The organism is bacterium, assembly GCA_020440705.1.
GTDB lineage: Bacteria > Krumholzibacteriota > Krumholzibacteriia > LZORAL124-64-63 > LZORAL124-64-63 > JAGRNP01.
This window is the reverse complement of the sequence record JAGRNP010000022.1, coordinates 1-18,325: the sequence shown is the minus strand read 5'-3', so window position 1 is coordinate 18,325 and position 18,325 is coordinate 1. Positions and strand designations below refer to the sequence as shown.

Sequence of the window (18,325 nt, the reverse complement as noted above, 5' to 3'; positions counted from 1 at the left end):
GGGTTCAGGCGCGGGATTTCAGGCGGAGGAACGGCTTCTCCACCAGGTTCCACGAGATCGTGGCCGCGACCACCGTGGCGCCCACCGCCAGGGCGAAACGCACCACCGTGGGAATGGGGTACGGAGTCAGGATCCGGCTGACCGAGAAGAGCACCACCTGCTGCCACAGGTACAGGGGATAGGAGATCCGCCCGAGGTAGCGCGCCACCGGGTGCTCGAACGCCCGCCAGCCCGGCGCCGATGTCCAGCACACCAGTTGCACGAGGAAGGTCGCGATCAGCAGCGGCTCCACGGCGTAGCCGATCACGTACACGTACAGGTACTGGTGGTGGAGCGACTGCAGGGTGAGGATCAGCCCGAGCGTCACGGCCGGATACCAGGCCCGGCGGCACACGAAGCCGATGAATCCGGCCAGGACCCCCCGCTCGAGCAGCACCGCGAGCAGGCAGCCCACGGCCAGATGGTCCAGCCGCGTGTCGAAGGCCCGGTACAGGTACTCGACCCGCACGTGGAATACGAGCAGCAGCACGGCCCGGTACACCCAGACCACGGCGATGGCCGCGACCAGCCAGCGCGTGAGCCGCGCCAGGTCGGACATGCCGCGCCGGAACACGAAGGGCCAGACCAGGTAGAACTGCTCCTCGATGCTGAGCGACCAGGTGTGGCCGAAGTCCGATTCGCCCTTGTGGAACAGGGCCAGGAAGTAGTTGCTCACGTAGAGGAACGACGACAAGGCCGCCCCCCAGTCGATCACGTGGCCGCGCACGAAGGGGACGACGATCATGACGACCCAGAAGGCGTAGAAGGCCGGGAAGATGCGCAGGGCGCGCCGGCGGTAGAAGCGACCCAGGGAGACGCCCCCCGTGCCGGCGTGTTCGCGCAGCAGGATCCGCGAGATCAGGAACCCGCTCAGCACGAAGAACATCATCACGCCGAGGGAGCCGTTGATCCAGGCGAAGCCGAAGTGGTGGCCCATGACGAGCAGCACCGCCAGGGCCCGCACGCCGTCCAGGCCGGGAATGACCCGGCGCTCGAGGCGTTCAAGGAAGCGGGTGTGGGCGTCGGGGCCGGAGCCGACGGCTGGCGCGATGTCGGACATGGGACTCCCGGGTGGGCGCCTGGCCGCGGCCGCGGATAAGGGCGGGACACCCCGAATGCGGTCCAGCGGACCGGTGTTGCCGCGGGGGAATCCGCTGGCCGGTGCCAGGTGATTCCGCTAGATTCGCTACGGCCCGAATACGGTAGATCGAAACGCCTGCGGGCGCCACGGCCCGGTCCTGCCGGGCCGCAGCCGGCGTCCGGAGCCGCCATTGGAGCGAAATGACCCGCGTCCCCGCGACCGTCCTGCACTTCATCGATTCCGGCGGCCTCTACGGGGCCGAGAGCGTGCTGCTGAACCTCTCGCGGGAGATGCAGGCGTCGGGCCGGTACTGGCCGATCATCGGCTCCATCGTCGGCGCACCCGACGAGCCCGACGCGCTTCACGACAAGGCTCTCGAGCTGGGCTTCGCCGCCGAGAAACTGGTCGTCCGCAACGGCCGGCTGCCCCTGGACCTCCCCCGCGCCGCCGCCCGGCTGCGCGCCCTCGGCGTCGACCTGATCCACTCCCACGGCTACAAGCCCTCGGTCTTCGGGGCACTCATGGCCGGCCGGGCGGGCGCCGGCGTCACCGCCACCTGCCACCTGTGGTACAAGGGCGACGACCGCCCCCTGAAGATGCGGGCCATGATCGCCGCCGAACTGCGCTTCTACCGGCGTTTTCGCCGGGTGGTGGCGGTTTCGGCGCCCATCCGGGACGAGCTCGTCCGGGCCGGCGTGCCCGCCGGGCGCATCGCCGTCATCGAGAACGGGGTCGCCGTGGGCGACGAGGCCGCCCCGCCCCCGGCCGCCGTCGAGCGCATCCGGGCGGAACTCGGGCTCGATCCGGCCTGTTGGCTGCTCGTCAACACGGGGCGCCTCACGGCCCAGAAGGCCCAGGCCGACCTCGTGGACGCCGTCGGCCTGCTGCGGGCCGCCGGGCGGGCGGTGCAGGCCCTCATCGTCGGCGAAGGCGAACTCGAGAGCGAACTCAAGGCCCGCATCGCCCGGGCCGATCTGGAGGATCACGTCCGCCTGCTCGGCTTCCGCGACGACGTGGCCGCCCTGTTGCGGGCCGCCGACGCCTTCGTGCTGCCCTCCCTCGACGAGGGCATGCCCATGAGCCTGCTGGAGGCGGCCGCCGCGGGCCTGCCGGCCGTCGTGACCCCGGTGGGAGACATCCCGCGGCTCATCGAGGACAGGGTCAGCGGCCTGGTCGTGCCGAGCGGCGACCCCGCGGCGCTGGCCGCCGCCCTGGCCGGCCTCATGGACGCGCCCGACCGGGGACGCGGCTGGGCCGACGAGGCGCGACGGCGGGTCGAGGAGACGTACTCGAACCAGGCCATGTTCACCCGCTACGAGCGGATCTACGCCGAATACGGCGACACCGGGCCCCGGCAAGGCGGCGACGCGACGTGACGACCGACGGACAGCGCAGCGGCGGATTCCGCGCCTATTTCGAGCCGCCGGTCGTGCTCTCCATGGCGTTCATCCTCTTCATCCTCGTGCGCTACATGGAGTGGAACCACCGGCTCGACATCGCCAAGACCATCCGCCTCGAGTTCCTCATCGGCATCTTCATGATCGGCGTCGCGACGATGATGGTCGGGAGCGGGCAGGTGAAGTTCGGGGAGTCGCGCCTCGTCGTCTTCGGCGCCGTCGCCCTGGTGCTCGTCATCGAGATGGGCGTCCCCTTCGCCCTGAATCCGGTCCTCGCCAAGGACACGGCCTTCAACCGCGGCGTGAAGTTCGCCATGCTCACGTATTTCACGGCGACCATGGTGCGATCACCGAAGACCATGCGCTGGTTCATCGCCGCCTACATCTTCAGCCTGTTCTACCTGACCCAGGAGTCGTTCCGCGGCGGCCTGGACGGTTCGATGGTCTGGGAGAACCAGGGCATCCCGCGCCTGCACGGTTCGGTGCCCAGCGTGAACCACCCCAACAGCCTCGGCTCGGCCATCCTCGGCATCGTGCCCTTCATCATCTTCATCGCCCCGGAGATCCGGCGCTGGTGGCTGAAGATGGCCCTGCTCGGGATCACCCCCATGGCCGCCATGGTCATCCTCTGGAGCGGTTCGCGCACGGCCTATGTCGGCTTCATCGCCCTGCTCGTGCTGTGGTTCGCCCTGAGCAAGCACAAGAAGCGCCTCCTGGTGCTGATGGTCGTGGCGGGCTTCGTCCTGATCCCGCTCATCCCGGACGACTTCATGCAGCGGTTCGAGAGCATCACCCACAGCGGCACCGAGGGCGGCGACGGCTCCAAGCACGAGCGCATGTTCCTCAACCGGCTCGCCTGGGAGACGTTCCTCGCCAACCCGATGGGCATCGGGGTCGAGTCGTTCCGCAACGTCTCGGTGGCCTACCTGCCCTACGCCATGGAAGTCCACTGCCTGTACCTGCAGATCCTCTGTCACGTGGGCGTGCAGGGCATGATCGCGTTCGTCTTCTTCGTGGGGGCGACCATGGTCACCCTCTTCCAGGCACGCCGGGCGTACCTCGGCCAGGTGGCGATGCTCACCCGCTGCGTGCGCCGGACGCGACCGCCGCCGGCGGTGCGCGCGGCCATGGGCCGCCACGTGCGCGACATGAACTTCCTCGTGGCCGTCTGCAACGCCACGCTGGTGTTCCTGATCAACCGGCTCCTGGTGGGTGTCTTCAGCCAGGACTTGTACGAGATCTACTGGTGGTTCGGCGCCGGCGTCGCCATCAGCATGATCGAGATGCGGTCGACGGCGGCCGCCCGCGCCCGGGCCCTCGTCGCCGCCGCCGAGACGGCGCCGCAGGCGTCGGACCCCGCCGACCCGCTGGTGGCACCGGGAGCCGTCCGGGCCGGGGCCTGACCGGCAGGATTTGCCGGTCCGGATCCCGTTTCCGGAATGCACGGCCCCCATGGGGATCGATCGCGCAGCCTGCGCGGCTTCCCGGCGGGGGCACCGGCCGGGGCGCCGCGTCCGGATCCCTAAGCGGCTGTCGGGCCAGCGACTTGCTCCCGGCGGGGCGCCATCGGTATCTTGGCGCGATTATTGCAAACGGAAAAACCGGGCAGGCAGGAGTGCGGGAAAGCCCCCTTGTGGGTACTATCTTCTGGAGTTCCAGGAGCTTTCGCAGAGAGGGAATCGCCGATGTCGACGCAGATGAAGTTGCAGGACAGGCCCCGACGGGGAGCCGTGGCCCTCGTGGCCGGGATGACCGCCCTCCTGCTCGTCGCCGGAGCGGGGGGCGCTGCCGCCCAGACCGTCACCGGCACGGTGGCGCACGGGCAGCAGATCACGATCTCGGGCGGGAACTATGGTTCCGCCAACATCGGGAACTTCATCTGGGACGATCTCGAGGACGGCAACGCCGACCTCAACGCGACGGTGGGCACCTGGCAGTCCAAGGGCGACCTGCAGGCCATGTCGAACCACAACCGCAGCGGGAACAGCTCGTTCCACGCGGGGGTGAACTTCACCAACGAGATGTGGGCCTGTTTCAAGGGCGGCAACGACGCCCCGAAGTGGTACGTCCAGTACTGGTTCTACCTGGACAACGACTTCAACTTCTCGGGCAACATCGACAACAGCCTCGGCAACATCAAGATCTTCCGCATGTGGTCGACCGGCAACGGGTCGAACAACCTGCGCCTGCAGTTCCTCGCCGACTGGGAGTCCGATCTCGTGGTCGAGATCGTCGACCAGGGCCACGACTGGAACCCGGTCATCCCCGGGACGTCGTGGATCGACCAGGTCATGGGCCATTCCGCTCCCGACTGGGTCGATCCGGGCGGGCTCGGCTGGCGCAACTACTCGGACGACGTGACGAAGGGCAGCTGGCACCTCTTCCAGTTCGAGTACCAGGAAAGCTCCCTGAACAACTTCGACGGCCACATGCGCTGGTGGTTCGACGGCAAGCTGATCCTCAACCGCACGGACGTCCGCACCCGCACCTCGGCCGAACCGTCGTCCATGCGCCCGAACACCGTGGGCTGGTACAACTCCCACAGCGCCAATGCCGACGGCAACGACCACTTCTACCTCGACGACGTCTACATCAGCCCGACGTGGGCCCGGGTCGAGCTGGGCAACGCCAGTTCCTACTCCGCCTGCACGCGGCGCGAGATCCAGCTGCCCGTCAGCTGGGGCACCTCGAGCGTGACGGTCAACGTGAACGCCGGCGCGTTCAACGCCGGCGACAACGCCTGGGTGTACGTGGTCCGTGACGACGGCACGGTCGTCAACGGCGGCCAGGTCACCATCGGCGCCAGCGGCGGCGGGGGCGGCGGCGACGATCCGCCGCCGGGGCCTCCGGGTCAGCCGGGCATCGTCGGTGACGGCAGCTAGACCGGAATCCGACCACGAAGACAAGGGAGGGCGCTGCCGCGGCAGCGCCCTCTTCTTTGGCCCCGTCGAAGTCCCCGTCGCCGCGGATCAGCGCGGGAAGTAGAGTTCGTCGTAGCGGTCGGCGATGGCTTCGAGGTCGAACAGGCGCCGCACCCGGGCCGCGCCCGCCTCGCCGAAGCGGGCGGCGCGCTCCGGGTCCTCCAGCAGCGAGGCGATGCCGGCGGCCAGTTCGGGGACATCCCGGACGATCAGGCCGTTCACGCCCGGGTCGACCGTCTCGAGAGCCACGCCGTCCATGGGCGTCACGACCACGGGCACCCGGCAGGCCATGGCCTCGAGGATGACGTTCCCGAACCCCTCCTTGCGCGACGGCAGGACGAAGAGGTCGGCGGCCCGGTACCACGGCACGATGTCGTTGTGCAGGCCGGCGAAGACCACGCGCAGGCCTCCGGCGGCGACCCGCTCCCGCATGGCGCCGGCGAAGGCGTTCAGGGCGTCGCGGTTCTCGTGGCTGCCGTCGAACTCGTGCATGCCCACCAGCGCGAGCTGGGCCCCCGGCAGGCGCGCCTGCACCGCCGCCCAGGCCTCGACGAGCAGATCGACACCCTTGCGCTCGAGGATGGTGCCGACGAAGAGCACCAGCGGGCCGTCCGGGTCGAGGCCGCGCTCGCTCCGCAGCGCCCGCTTCTCCGCCGCCGTGGCCGGCGTGAACCGCGCCAGGTCGACGCCCTGGGGCAGGTAGACCAGCTTGTCCGCGGGAAAACCGATGTCGGTGAACGACGCGATCAGGGGCCGCGAGATGGCGGTGATGGCGTCGACGCAGGCGAGTTGCCGCACCCGCAGGGCGCCGCCGCGGTGGTTGCGGCGGTAGGCCTCGCCGTCGTCGCTGCCCATGAGCGTCGACTGCAGCACCAGTCGCTTGCCCAGCAGCCGGCAGAAGGCGACCCACATCAGGTAGGGGTCGGGGAAGCCGTTCACGTGCAGGCAGTCGAAGCGGTCGCGCACCGACCACAGGGCGCCCAGCACGCGGCGCCCGCGTTCCAGGTCCGAACGGGGCGGCGCGACGCGGACGATCCGGATCCCCTCATGGTCCTCGGTCGCGGGCAGGCCGCCCGGATTCCAGCAGATGACCGTGAGCGCGCGGCCCCGCGCGGCGAGGCGGCGCATGATCTGCCGCATGTAGATGGCATGGCCCGAGAACACGGGATGGAAGTCGTCGAAAAGGAAGCACACGCCACCGGTCGGCTTCATGCCGGCACCTCCCGGTCGCCCAGGACCAGTTCCCGGATCCACCCGTCGAGATCGGCGGTCCGGGCCCGCCAGGAGTAGCGTTCGCCGCGAGCGAGCCGCCTGCCGCGGGCCTCCGGATCGTCGGCTCCCGCGAGCGCCGCCGCGAGGGCCGCCTCGAAGGCCGGTGCGTCGGCCGCGATCCCGACCACGTCGGCGAACTCGGCCAGACCGGCCGTCGGCGTGGCGACCACCGGCCGGCCGCTGGCGAGGTAGTCGAAGAGCTTGATCGGATCGTTGCCCGCCGTGTGCTCGTTGATCCGGTTGGGAATGGTGCACACGTCGAAACCCTTCAGCACACCGGGCAACTCGTCGTAGGGCACCGGCGGGAAGACGTGGACGTTGGGCAGGCGGGGCAGCTCGTCGCCCAGGGGTGCGGCGGTGACCTGCGGCCCCACGAAGGCGAACTGCCACGCGGGCCGCGCCCGGGCCACCGCGAGCAGCAGCTCGGTGTCCAGGCGGGCCTGGTTCATGTAGCCCATGTAGCCGATGACCGGACCGGACAGCCGCGCCAGCCCCGGGTGGACCGGGGTCTCCGGCCGCGTCGCCCGCACCATGCGTTCGTAGTCGGTGCCGTTGCGCAGGCAGCGCACCCTTTCGGTCGACCGGCTCGCCCGCTCCGCCAGCCCGGCGTTGACCGTCACGACGAGATCCGCCGCCGCCAGGAAGCGCCCGGTGATCTCCTCGTCCTCGCGCCGCTCGTCGGCGCCCACGGCGAAGGTGGCGAAATCGTCCGACCAGTCGAAGATCCGGAACGGGGCGCGCTCGAAGAGGTCCCAGAAGACCGTGTGCTCGGGCCGCAGCAGCGCACCCGCCCAGAGGATGAAGTCGCCCCGGACATAGGGCGCCACGAGGCGCTCCTCGAGCCGCCGGCGCAGCCCGGCGAGGGGTTTGCCCGGATAGCCCAGCGGCGGCACGAGCGGGGTCGCGGCCGCCACGCGGGAGGTGATCCGCCGCACGCCCCCGGCGCCCAGCGCCTGCCGCTGCACGGGGTCGCCGAGCAGCGCGGGCCGGCGGCCCAGGTCCATGAGGTGAATCGCCGGATTCACGTACAGGACCCGCCCCAACCACGGCGAGTCCTGGAGGTGGTGGACCAGCATCTGGGTCCGCTTCCACATGGTCGACCACGGATCGAACGCGTAGACCACGAGGTCGACGCGGCGCTCCGGGACGGGCCCGGCGGCGACGGCGTTCACCGGCCCGCCCCCGCCCCCGCCTTCAGCTCGCCGACGAGCTCGCGGGCGAGCCGCAGGTAGCGCAGGTTCTTGAACCGGATCGCCCCGGCGAAGTGGGCGATGACGGCGTTCTCCTTGAGGTCGCGGTAGGAACGCCAGCCGCTGCCGATGTACACGTCGCGCAGCTCGTCGAGGTTGACCGGTCCCGGCCGGCGCGACATGACGATGGCCCACAGCGCCTGCTCGATCTCCCAGGCGCCGTAGAGGTGGGGCGCCTGCTCGTTGATGCGGCGCAGGATGGCGGCCAGTTCGTCGTCCCCCACCTCACCGCCCACGGCGAGGGTGCCGGAACTGAAGTCGGCCACGTCGAGGCTCTCGAAGGTGAAGCCCAGCTTGCGGTAGGTGTCGGCCTCGGCGTTGGCGCCCTCGCCGTAGAGGTCGTGGGTGTAGGGCGCCTCGCACCAGGAGATGATCTCGTCGGGCCGCCGCAGGAAGATCAGGTCCGAATCGATGATGACGACCTTGCGCCCCCGCAGCCAGCGCAGGATGACGTTGAAGAACTTCAGGTAGAGGATCTTGACCGGGACCTTCTCGTCGTAGGCGCTCTCGGGGGGCAGTTCGGCCCGCAGCGCGGGGCCGGCCGCCCGGGCGATGCCCGCGAACATGTCGCTGCGCCGGTCGACGATGGCGCCGGGCAGGTGCGCCTCGATCTCGGCGACCGACGCGTCGGTCAGCGAGCCGTCGTCCTGCACGACGACCGCCACGTCGTCGTGGAAGCGCAGGTACGACTTGACCGCGAGGATGTAGGCCCGGACGTTGGGCTGGTTCAGGGCGCAGTAGAGGATCGCCTCGGCGTCGGGATTGGTGGGCATCGGGGGCGTGTCCAGGACGCCGCGGAAGAGCTGGTTCGAGCACCGCTGCATGGCCTTGTTGTAGGCCCGGAAGATGATGTCGGACATGACCGGATCGGTCTCCTCGGTTCGCGACTCTCATGGTGGGATGCAGCGCCGGCGTGCTGACTTGCGCTCCCATATTCTATCACGTCCCAGCGGGTTGTGCCACGCCGGTCCCGCCGGCGACCCTTGACAGGACGCCTGCCGATCGGCCAACTTCGCCGTCGGCGCACCCCATGCCGGGGCCCGGTGCGCCGGATGTCGCCGCCCCGCGAGGAGGATCCGCATGAACCGGACCGGCACCCCGGTCACCGGACTGGCCGCCCTGCGGCCGTACCTGTCCCTGCTGCGGGGCCAGGGCGGCCGGCTGGCGCTCGTCACGGCCCTGATGATCGTGTCGACCGCCATCAGCCTGGCGATCCCCCTGCAGGCGGGCCGCTTCGTCGACGGCTTCGCCGCCGCCGCCGACGGGGCCTCGCCCATCGACGGGCGCGCCCTCGGCCTGCTGGGCGGGCTGCTCGTGCTGCAGCTCGCCGGTTCGTTCACGTTCTCGGTCGCCTCGGCCCAGCTCGGGCTGCGCACGGTGACCCGGCTGCGGCGGCGCCTCTACGACCATCTGCTGGAGCTGCCCAGCCTGTACTTCGTCGACCAGAAGGCGGGCGACCTCTCCACCCGGGTTACCGGCGACGTCGGCAGCATCCAGTATCTGCTGACCTCGGGCCTGGTCAGCCTCGCCCGCGCCCTGCTGACCCTCGCCGGCGCGCTCGTGCTGATGTTCCGCCTGAACCCGCGTCTGGCCGGCGTGGTGCTGCTGCTGGTGCCGGTGACGATCCTGCTGGTGCGCCTCTTCGGCCGGCGCCTGCAGACCCTGTCGCGGCGCATGTACGACGAGCTCGGGCGCATCAGCAGCCACGTCCAGGAGTCGGTCGCCGGGATCCGGACCCTCAAGGTGTACAACGGCCAGACCGCCGAGACGCGGCGCTTCGGCGGTATGATCGACGACTACCTCGCCGCCGGCATCCGCCGTGCGTGGGTGTCGTCGGCCCTCGAGTCCCTGATCCAGATCACGCTGTGGATCTGCCTCATCGGCGTCATGGTCTACGGTTTCGGCCTCGCCGCGCGGGGCGAGGCCACGGGGGGGCAACTGGTCGCGTTCCTGCTGCTCGCCTTCCGCGTGGCCATGCCGCTGGCCTCGCTCACCAACCTGTTCTCGTCGGCCCAGGGCGCCGCCGCGGCCGCCGGCCGCCTCGACGACATCTTCAGCCTGCCCCCGGAGCGCACACCCGGCGCCGCAGTCCCCGCCCCGGTGCACACCCCGGCCGGGATCCGCTGCGAGGGCGTCGGCTTCCGCTACCCCGGCGCCGCCGACCGGGACGTGCTCGGCGACCTGGACGTGGACATCGCCCCGGGCCAGTGGGTCGGCATCGTCGGCCCGTCGGGCGCCGGCAAGTCGACCCTGGCCGGACTGGTCATGGGCCTGTTCCCCCCCACGCGCGGGCGGCTCGTGCTGGACAGCCGCCCCTACGCCGACTACGACCTCGGCGAACTGCGCAGCCGCATGGCCTTCGTGGCCCAGGAACCCGTGCTCTACGACATGAGCCTGGCCGAGAACATCCGCTTCGGCCTGGCGGACGCCGACGACGCGGCGGTGCGCGAGGCGGCCCGCCGGGCCGGCGTCCTGGAGTTCGCCGACGCCCTCCCCGACGGCCTGGACGCCCGCTGCGGCGAGCGGGGCGGCCGGCTCAGCGGCGGCCAGAAGCAGCGGGTGGCCCTGGCCCGGGCGTTCCTGCGCAATCCGGGCCTGCTGGTGCTGGACGAGCCCACCAGCGCCCTGGACGCCGCCTCGGAACAGGCCATCCAGACCGCCTTGTCCGAATTGATGAATGGACGCACGACCCTGGTCATCGCCCACCGCTTCTCCCTGGTGCGCGATCTCGACCTGATCCTGGTCGTCGACCAGGGCCGGATCGTCGAACGGGGACGGCACAATGAACTTATGGCCCAGGGGGGGCTCTACAGGCGCCTGTACGACTACCAGCAAGGTACTGACAATGAGGATCACAATCTGAATCACCCCCGTTGACGCCCGCGGATAATTGTTTTATAATACCGGAATTGAAGGAAATCATTCGCGAGGCAGACGGCCGGATTCGATCCGGACCGCAGGGCCTGGCGTAGACCGGGGATACCGCCGCGAGGCGGGGGGAGAAGAGGTCTCGACATGAAGCAGCAGAATCGGAAAGAGTACCGGCGACCGGAACTCGTGAGCCGCCGGGTCCAGCTCGGCGTCTTCGGCGACTACTCGGAGCAGGGTGGGCCCCGTCGGGGCAACGAAGGTCCCCTGCCCATGGACGTGATCCGGAAGCTCGACATCCACATGGAGTAGGTTCCCCTGCTCCTGCTGGCGGCAAAGAGGAAGCCACCTCGCGGTGGCTTCTTCTTTTTGGCTTCTTCCTTCTTCGGCGGCTTCGGGTGCGTCGGTTGCGGGCGCCTTCCGGGGCGGGCGCCGATGTCCCCTACGCCCCTTCGGCCAGCTGGGTCAGCGCGTCGGCGCCGGCCGCGCTCCCCTGCCCCCAGCCCCGTTCGAAGCGCAGACGGTGCACCCGCCGGTGCTTCAGCGGCACCCAGAAGTCGTGCTTCTCCCGTTCGCTGAGCTGGTCCCAGGAACCGGCGAGGAAGGCCAGCAGGGCCTCCGTCGCTTCGAGGTAGCGGGCCAGCACCTCGCCGAACGGCAGCGGGCGCAATCGCCTGAGCGCCTCCCGGCTGCGCTCTTCGAAACGCACCGGGGGCGGCAGGGCCATGGAAGTGGCGTCGAGCTTGCACTCGAAGAAGCGGACGGTGAATTCGTCCCAGAATGCAATGTGCCCGAGAATGTCCTTCAGGCTGAGGCCGCCGTCGGGAGCCGGGCGTTCACGGTCGGAGCGGGGAAGGTGCGCGAGGTGCGCTCGCAGGAGTCGATCCTCTTCCTTGAGGGCCTCGATGAGCGTATTCCGTTGCGTCAATCTGCCGGATCACTTTCTGGCGAGAACGATCGGGAGCAGACCACCGATGTGTTCCCCTGATTTAGCACGGACCGGGTCGTCGAGGCAACCGTTCTTGCCAGAATTCCCGACAGCCCCTACGATTCCGCGTTGTCGAACCCTGCCGGAAGGCCCCGGATCGGATGGAGGATCTATGCCGCGCGCGACCAGCACTTTCCCGACACTCCGCACCACGGCGCTGCTGTTGGCCGCGTTCCTGGCCACGTCGTTCGCGACGGCAGGATCGGCCCGGGCCAACGACCGGGATCGCGACGGCGCCTGGGCCTTCGGCGTCGCCGGCGGCGTGCACAAGCTCGTCGAGGGCGAATGGGACTACAGCACCGTCGAGCAGTTCGGCGGCATCGAGCTCAGCCGGGGCCTGTCGTCCGAGTGGACCCTCGCCCTGGCCCTGCGCGCCGGCCACGTGCGCCCGGGCGCCGACGAGCCCGGCCAGGAGGTCGGCTGGAGCGGCACCAGCTCCGCCCCGCTCTACACGAGCCTGACGCAGCCGTCGCTCACCGTCCGGCACCTCTTCGCCCCCCGCTCGCGATTCTGCCCGGTGGCGGGCGTCGGCCTCGGACTGACGTCGTGGAAGGTCACCGATCACACCGGCGAGGACCCGGGCTGGCTCCCGGGCGGCGATCCCATCACGGGCTGGGACACGGACGGCCAGAGCGCCGAACTGAAGGGCACCGACCTGACCCTCCTGTTCGAGCTCGGCCTCGATGTCGCCCTGACGGACGCCCTGGTCCTCAACCTCGGCGGGCGCTACGAGATCCTCAACGGGAACGGGATCGACAACATCGGCCTCAGTGCCTACTGGGGCGCCGAGGACGTCGACGCCAACACCGCGCGGGCCGATCTCTACGTCGGCCTGACGTGGTGGTTCGGCGCCGGCGACTCCGACGGCGACGGCATCCCCAACGACCGCGACGCCTGCCCGGACGAGCCGGAGGACATGGACGGCTACAACGACCTGGACGGCTGCCCTGATCCGGACAACGACGGCGACGGCATCCCCGACGCCGACGACGCCTGCCCCACGCGGGCCGAGGACTTCGACGGCTTCCGCGACGAGGACGGCTGCCCCGACCCCGACAACGACGGCGACGGCATCGTCGACGGGCGCGACCAGTGCCCCGACGAACCCGAGGACATCGACGGCTGGGACGATCGCGACGGCTGCCCCGACCCCGACAACGACCAGGACGGTGTGCCGGACGAGCGCGACCGCTGCCCCAACACGCCGCCCGACTCCAAGGTCGACGCCGACGGGTGCGTCGTCGAGGTGCCCCTGGTGGAAGGCGCCGCCGCCCTGGTGCCCGCCGCCACCCGCGGCCAGGTGCTCGAAGGGGTCAACTTCGTGTCCGGCAGCGCCGAGCTCACGCCCGCCTCGATCGCGGTGCTGGCCGAGTTGGCGGCCACGCTGCGCGCCGACCCCGGCCTGAAGCTCGAGATCGCCGGCCACACCGACGCGACCGGCAACGCCGAGGCGAACCGGGCCCTCTCGTCGCGTCGGGCCGAGTCGGTGCGGCGTTCGCTCATGGCCATGGGCATCGCCGGCGACCGGCTCATCGCGGTGGGCTACGGCCAGGACTTCCCCCTCGCCGACAACGGCACGGCCGAGGGACGGGCGCGCAACCGCCGGGTCGAGGTGATCCGGCAGTAGCAGGCGGCCGGACGCCCGACGGCAGAAAGGGAGCGGGGACCGATCGCTGGTCGGTCCCCGCTCCCTTTGCGTTGGTCAGGCCGGAGCCGGACTACTCGACGCCCGCCCGGGCGAACGCCGCCCGCAGCTGCTGCTCGGACTGGGCCCCCACGAAGTGGGCCTTGATGACCCCCTCGGCGTCGATGACGAAGCCGGCGGGGATGGAGCGGGTCTTGAACAGCCGCAGCGATTCCTCGCCGTTCACCTGCACCACCGGGAAGCTGTAGGGATTCTTGCCGAGGAACTTGGTGATGGTGTCGCGGTCCTCGCTGCTGGCGGCCACGAAGTGCATGCGCCCCGTGGCGCCGAACTCGTGCCACAGGGTCTCGATGTGGGGCATCTCCTGGCGGCACGGCGGGCACCAGGTCGCCCAGAAGTCGATGAACACCGGCTGGCCGCGGAGCGACGCCAGGTTGAACGGATCGCCCTTGAGCGGCGTGAAGGTGATGTCGGGAGCGTCCTGGCCGGTCATGGCGTCGGGATTGGCCAGGCGGTCGAGGTTGTCGACGCTGCGCAGGCCGGCCGGCGGATCGTAGGCGAAACGCGCCTCGTCGACCGGGCCGTTGACGGCAAGGCCGTCCAGGGCGAAGACGACGTGCTGCTCGAGATCGGTGCCGCTGCGGCGGTAGTGCATGACGACCTCGGTGCGGACCACGAGGCCCGACTCCGGGTCGTACCACAGGCGGCGCGGCCCCTCGACGGGCTGGTTGTCCTCGGCGACGCCGTCGGCGCCCGTGGTGGCGAAAACCAGGCAGGGCACGGTGCGGTCGCCCACCTTGACGTCCTCGTGGCCGGTCTCGTCCGTGACGTCGAGGTCGTCGCCGAGCAGGAACGGGCCGAGTCCGGCGTAGAAGTTGAAGATCATCTCCTGGCTGAGGCCGCGCTCGCCGGCGCCCTCCAGGTTCCGCGCCAGCTGCAGCGGTTCGCCCACGTAGACGGCATTCATCTGGCTCAGGAAGAACCAGCTCGATGCGGCGCCGGTGCCCAGGTTGACGTTCATCATGTCGCCCTCCTGGATGCTGAGCAGCCGGTCGGGCCAGCGGGCGGCCGTCGCGATGCGCGCCGTCGCGGTGGGCCCGTCCGGCCCGCCCTTGGCCTTGTTGGCCAGGGAGAGCATGCCGCTCAGGTCGTAGCTCTGCAGGGCCTCCATCTTCTGCCGGGCGTCGGCCGCCGCCTTCGCGTAGTCGGCATTGGCGGCCCGGACGGAGCCCGCCAGCAGGAGGGTGGTCAGGACGAGCAGGGCCGGGGGCCCGGAGCGCTTCCAGCGAGGCATGGGGTTTCCCTTTCGGAACGGTGCGAGGTGGACCCGGGATGTCGTGGCGCATGGAACGTCGCCCGACGGCCCCGGTTCCCGGAGCTTCCGGCCCAATATAGGTGCGTTCGCGGGCAGGGGGGGAAAAAAGCGCGGACCACGAAGCGACGGGAACAGTCCGGAGGAATTGGGGCCGACTGATGCTGACCAGGACATCAGAATCCGTCCGGGGGTTGGGGAAGGCAACACCCGGGGGATCCCCAAAGGACTGAAGGCGAGTCCGCCGTTCGTGGTCCGCCAGGTCTCGGGAAACCAGGAAACCCCGAAACCGTCATGGGCATCCGATCGCGACAACGTTCAGTTCTCCGATCGAACACTGAAGTTATCGGGTCGGGCCCGCGCCGCTGGAGATGGGGAAACCTTCAAATTGGGGCTAGGGAATCACCTGAAGGTGATGGTGCCGCTTCTTGCCCACCTGCAGGGCGATGCGCCCGTCCTGGACATCAGCGGGCACCAGTCGCCGCGCCGGGTCGGCCACGACCGCGCCGTTCACCCGCACGGCATTCTGCTGCACCATGCGGCGCGCCTCGCCGTTGGACTTCATGAGCCCCGCGTCGACCAGCACCGCGAGCAGGCCCAGGCCCTCGCCCGCCAGGTCGGCGGCGGCCACGTCGCTGCTCGGCACGTTGCTCAGGTCGTCGCTGCCGGCGAAGAGGGCCGCCGCGGCCTGGGCGGCGGCGTCGGCCTCGTCCCGTCCGTGCACCTGGCCGGTGACGGCGTGGGCCAGGGCGCGCTTGGCCTCGCGGATGTCGGCGCCTTCGAGCCGCTCGAGCGCCTCGATCTCGGCCTTGGGCAGCAGGGTGTACAGGCGCAGGAAGCGCGAGACGTCGCGGTCGTCGACGTTGATCCAGTACTGGTAGAAGTCGTAGGGCGAGGTGCGGCCGGCGTCGAGCCACACGGCGCCGGCGGCGGTCTTGCCCATCTTCTCGCCGGTGGCGGTCATGATGAGGGGGTAGGTCAGACCGAAGACCTCGGAGCGGTTGACCCGCCGGCAGAGGTCGATGCCCGAGCAGATGTTCCCCCACTGGTCGTTGCCGCCCATCTGCAGCCGGCAGCCATGGTCGCGGTTGAGCACCATGAAGTCGTAGGCCTGGAGCAGCATGTAGTTGAACTCGATGAAACTCAGGCCGGTCTCGAGGCGCGACTTGACCGAGTCGCGCGTCAGCATCTGGTTCACGCTGAAGTGGCGGCCGACGTCGCGCAGGAAGTCGATGTACTTCCAGGGGGCGAGCCAGTCGGCGTTGTTGAGCATGAGGCCGTCGGTCGCGGCGCCCGCGGCGCCCTCGCCGAAGGTGACGAAGCGCGCGAGCTGGGCCTTGATGCCCGCGAGGTTGCGGGCGATGTCCTCGACGGTGATGAGCTGGCGCATCTCGGTCTTGCCGCTCGGATCGCCGACCATGGCCGTGCCGCCGCCGACGATGGCGATGGGCCGGCCGCCCCAGCGCTGGAAGTGCAGCAGGCCCATGATGGGCACGAGGCTGCCGATGTGCAGGCTGTCGGCGGTCGGGTCGAAGCCCACGTACGCCGTGACGGTCTCGCGGGCGAGGAGCTCGCCGAGGCCGGTCTCGTCGGTGCACTGCTCGAAGAAGCCGCGCCACTTCATCTCTGCGAGGAAGGTGGCGAAGTCGTCGTTGGGGCGGGTGGTCTGGCTCATGGGACTTCCATCCGGAATCGCTGGTCGTGGACGCCGACGCGGGGCCCCGAGCGCCGACGGCACTTCAGGCCGCCCGCCCTCTGAAGTGGTCCTGACGGGAAACCTCCGAGGAGGCTCCACCCACTTTAGAACGGACGGTCCGAAGTGCCGTTGCCGAGGATGCGGTCCCACGCGGTGAAGAACTCCGGAAAAGATACCGCGACGCAGTCCCGATCATCAAGTTCCGAATCGCCCTCGGCGACAAGAGCCGCCACGGCCATGGCCATGGCGATGCGGTGGTCGCCGGCGGTCTCGAGCAGGGTCGGCCGTTCGGCGCCGCCCTTGAGCGCGGAGGGGCCGGTGATCTCCAGGCCGTCGGGCAGCTCGGTGACAGCGGCGCCGAGCCGCACGAGGTCGCGGGTCATGAGCGCGAGGCGGTCCGACTCCTTGACCCGCAGTTCGGCCGCGCCGGTGATGCGCGAGACGCCGGGCGCCGCCGTGGCGAGCACCGCGAGCACGGGGATCTCGTCGACGAGGGCCGGAATGTCGGCCGCGCCGATGGTGAACGGGCGCAGGGTGCCGGATCGCACGCGCACGTCGCCGAGGGCCTCGCCGCCGGACGGGCCGCTCGGGCGTTCGACGGCCACCACGGCCCCCGCCCGGCGCAGCACCTGCAGGGCGCCGATGCGCGTCGGGTTGAGGCTCAGGTTCGGCGTGAGCACGTCCGAGCCGGGCACCAGGGCGGCGGCCACGTGGAAGAAGGCGGCGGTCGAGGGGTCGGCCGGCACGCGGATGTCGAAGGCGCCCGGACGCGCGCCGCCGGTGACGGCGAGTTCGGGACCCGGCGCGGCGGGCGCGCACGGAACGCCCATGGTGTGCAGCAGGAGCTCGGTGTGGTCGCGGCTGGTGCCCGCGCCGCTGAGCGAGGTGACCCCCGCGGCACCGAGCCCGGCCAGGAGCAGGGCCGACTTCACCTGGGCCGACGGCACCGGCAGGTCGTGGTGGACGCCGGTCAGGGGTGCGCCGGTCACGCGCAGGGGCAGGCGGCCGTCGGTGCCGAGGAAGGCGATGTCGGCCCCCATGCGGCGCAGGGGTTCGACCACCCGGTTCATGGGGCGACCGCTGAGGGACGCGTCGCCCCGCAGGGTGACCGCGGCGCCGGCCGGCAGCCAGCCGGCCAGAAGCCCGCACAGCAGCCGGGCCGTGGTGCCGCTGTTTCCGCAGTCGATGTCGAAATCGCCCTGCGGGCGGGCGGGCGGCGGCGTGACGGTGATCGTGTCGCCCTCGTGCACGACCGCGGCCCCGAGGGTGCGCACCGCCGCGAGGCTGGCCAGGGTGTCGGCGCTCGCAAGCCAGCCGCGGGCGCGGCACGGACCGTTGGCCAGCAGCCCGAAGAGGGCGGCCCGGTGCGAGACCGACTTGTCGCCCGGCACGTCGACGGTGCCGCGCAGGGGGCCGCGGGCGCGGGGCAGGAGGATGCAGGCGTCGTGGTCCAGGATGGCCTCTTTCCGGCGGGCCCCGTCCGGGGTCGGTCCGCCGCTGCGCATTTGTGTCGCGGAACGAATGGGCTATCATGATAGGCGACCTGGCGGACCCGGTCACGCGCGAACGGCGCGCGGGCGGGTCCGGCGCCACGGCCGGAGCTCCTCCGGCGGGGGAACTCCGCCCATGTCCCACGTCCCGGCGAACACCGGGGTCGGTCCGACCCCGCCCCCCGCGCCCGCGCCCCTGCGCTGGACGCGGCTCTTCGTCGTGCACGACGCCCGCGAGATCCTGGCGCTGGCCACGCCCACCATCCTGACCATGCTCTCGCAGACCCTCATGTGGACGGTGGACACGGCGCTCATCGGGCGGGTGAACAGCGTCTCGCTGGCGGCGGTGGGCCTGGGCGGCATGCT

The 18,325-nt window shown here is 70.6% G+C and carries 15 protein-coding genes; 7 read left to right on the top strand and 8 right to left on the bottom strand.

Translation table 11 applies throughout. The features are described from left to right. Positions 1-4: 4 nt before the first annotated feature. Complete coding sequence (locus KDM41_05515) at positions 5-1,099, bottom strand: acyltransferase (GenBank protein MCB1182871.1); 1,095 nt, start codon at positions 1,097-1,099, stop codon at positions 5-7. A 221-nt stretch (positions 1,100-1,320) separates the two neighbouring features. Here KDM41_05515 and KDM41_05510 point away from each other — a divergent pair, with 221 nt between their 5' ends. The 3 genes from KDM41_05510 (at position 1,321) to KDM41_05500 (ending at position 5,399) form a co-directional block, all read left to right on the top strand. Continuing rightward, entirely contained in the window at positions 1,321-2,496 is a 1,176-nt protein-coding gene (locus KDM41_05510) for a glycosyltransferase (GenBank protein ID MCB1182870.1), read from the top strand. Continuing rightward, positions 2,493-3,920: an O-antigen ligase family protein gene (locus tag KDM41_05505; GenBank protein MCB1182869.1), complete on the top strand. Its 1,428-nt coding sequence runs from the start codon at positions 2,493-2,495 to the stop codon at positions 3,918-3,920. The genes KDM41_05510 and KDM41_05505 overlap by 4 nt, the downstream gene beginning before the upstream one ends. A 282-nt stretch (positions 3,921-4,202) precedes the next feature. Further along, the gene (locus KDM41_05500; protein MCB1182868.1) at positions 4,203-5,399 is read left to right on the top strand and encodes a hypothetical protein; all 1,197 of its coding nucleotides are present in this window, start codon (positions 4,203-4,205) and stop codon (positions 5,397-5,399) included. An 87-nt stretch (positions 5,400-5,486) separates the two neighbouring features. Here KDM41_05500 and KDM41_05495 read toward each other — a convergent pair whose 3' ends face one another. The 3 genes from KDM41_05495 to KDM41_05485 are packed head-to-tail and all read right to left on the bottom strand — an operon-like array spanning position 5,487 to position 8,820. Next, positions 5,487-6,650: a glycosyltransferase family 4 protein gene (locus tag KDM41_05495; GenBank protein ID MCB1182867.1), complete on the bottom strand. Its 1,164-nt coding sequence runs from the start codon at positions 6,648-6,650 to the stop codon at positions 5,487-5,489. Next, a complete protein-coding gene (locus KDM41_05490; GenBank protein ID MCB1182866.1) occupies positions 6,647-7,882 on the bottom strand; it encodes a glycosyltransferase in 1,236 nt (411 codons plus the stop codon). The genes KDM41_05495 and KDM41_05490 overlap by 4 nt, the downstream gene beginning before the upstream one ends. Next, a complete protein-coding gene (locus tag KDM41_05485; GenBank protein ID MCB1182865.1) occupies positions 7,879-8,820 on the bottom strand; it encodes a hypothetical protein in 942 nt (313 codons plus the stop codon). Before KDM41_05485 ends, KDM41_05490 begins: the two co-directional genes overlap by 4 nt. Positions 8,821-9,040: 220 nt before the next feature. Here KDM41_05485 and KDM41_05480 point away from each other — a divergent pair, with 220 nt between their 5' ends. Together KDM41_05480 and KDM41_05475 are read left to right on the top strand one after the other, a co-directional pair. After that, positions 9,041-10,837: an ABC transporter ATP-binding protein gene (locus tag KDM41_05480; protein ID MCB1182864.1), complete on the top strand. Its 1,797-nt coding sequence runs from the start codon at positions 9,041-9,043 to the stop codon at positions 10,835-10,837. Between the two features lie 138 nt (positions 10,838-10,975). Next, positions 10,976-11,140, top strand: a complete 165-nt coding sequence (locus KDM41_05475; protein MCB1182863.1) for a hypothetical protein — start codon at positions 10,976-10,978, stop codon at positions 11,138-11,140. Positions 11,141-11,270: 130 nt separating this feature from the next. Here KDM41_05475 and KDM41_05470 read toward each other — a convergent pair whose 3' ends face one another. Further along, positions 11,271-11,756 (bottom strand): DinB family protein, encoded by a 486-nt coding sequence (locus KDM41_05470; protein ID MCB1182862.1) that lies wholly within the window; start codon positions 11,754-11,756, stop codon positions 11,271-11,273. Positions 11,757-11,928: 172 nt separating this feature from the next. On the opposite strand from KDM41_05470, the gene KDM41_05465 reads away from it, so the two are divergent. Further along, on the top strand, positions 11,929-13,443 hold the full coding sequence (locus tag KDM41_05465; protein MCB1182861.1) for an OmpA family protein: 1,515 nt from the start codon (positions 11,929-11,931) through the stop codon (positions 13,441-13,443). A gap of 91 nt (positions 13,444-13,534) precedes the next feature. Here the strand turns inward: KDM41_05465 and KDM41_05460 are convergent, their stop codons facing one another. From KDM41_05460 to aroA, 3 genes are all read right to left on the bottom strand, one after another. Next, positions 13,535-14,755, bottom strand: coding sequence for a TlpA family protein disulfide reductase (locus KDM41_05460; GenBank protein MCB1182860.1), 1,221 nt, complete (start codon positions 14,753-14,755; stop codon positions 13,535-13,537). Between the two features lie 412 nt (positions 14,756-15,167). Continuing rightward, the gene (locus tag KDM41_05455) at positions 15,168-16,448 is read right to left on the bottom strand and encodes a tyrosine--tRNA ligase (protein ID MCB1182859.1); all 1,281 of its coding nucleotides are present in this window, start codon (positions 16,446-16,448) and stop codon (positions 15,168-15,170) included. 125 nt (positions 16,449-16,573) lie between these two features. Next, positions 16,574-17,974, bottom strand: coding sequence for a 3-phosphoshikimate 1-carboxyvinyltransferase (gene aroA / locus KDM41_05450; GenBank protein MCB1182858.1), 1,401 nt, complete (start codon positions 17,972-17,974; stop codon positions 16,574-16,576). 121 nt (positions 17,975-18,095) lie between these two features. Here aroA and KDM41_05445 point away from each other — a divergent pair. Then, on the top strand, positions 18,096-18,325 hold a 230-nt coding region (locus KDM41_05445; protein MCB1182857.1), incomplete at its 3' end, for a hypothetical protein.

Bases quoted from the DNA above. Each gene is read 5' to 3' on its own strand.
- KDM41_05515 (MCB1182871.1), bottom strand. From the start codon at position 1,099: ATGTCCGACATCGCGCCAGCCGTCGGCTCCGGCCCCGACGCCCACACC.
- KDM41_05510 (MCB1182870.1), top strand. From the start codon at position 1,321: ATGACCCGCGTCCCCGCGACCGTCCTGCACTTCATCGATTCCGGCGGC.
- KDM41_05500 (MCB1182868.1), top strand. From the start codon at position 4,203: ATGTCGACGCAGATGAAGTTGCAGGACAGGCCCCGACGGGGAGCCGTG.
- KDM41_05495 (MCB1182867.1), bottom strand. From the start codon at position 6,650: ATGAAGCCGACCGGTGGCGTGTGCTTCCTTTTCGACGACTTCCATCCC.
- KDM41_05485 (MCB1182865.1), bottom strand. From the start codon at position 8,820: ATGTCCGACATCATCTTCCGGGCCTACAACAAGGCCATGCAGCGGTGC.
- KDM41_05480 (MCB1182864.1), top strand. From the start codon at position 9,041: ATGAACCGGACCGGCACCCCGGTCACCGGACTGGCCGCCCTGCGGCCG.
- KDM41_05475 (MCB1182863.1), top strand. From the start codon at position 10,976: ATGAAGCAGCAGAATCGGAAAGAGTACCGGCGACCGGAACTCGTGAGC.
- KDM41_05465 (MCB1182861.1), top strand. From the start codon at position 11,929: ATGCCGCGCGCGACCAGCACTTTCCCGACACTCCGCACCACGGCGCTG.
- KDM41_05460 (MCB1182860.1), bottom strand. From the start codon at position 14,755: ATGCCTCGCTGGAAGCGCTCCGGGCCCCCGGCCCTGCTCGTCCTGACC.
- KDM41_05455 (MCB1182859.1), bottom strand. From the start codon at position 16,448: ATGAGCCAGACCACCCGCCCCAACGACGACTTCGCCACCTTCCTCGCA.
- aroA (MCB1182858.1), bottom strand. From the start codon at position 17,974: ATGCGCAGCGGCGGACCGACCCCGGACGGGGCCCGCCGGAAAGAGGCC.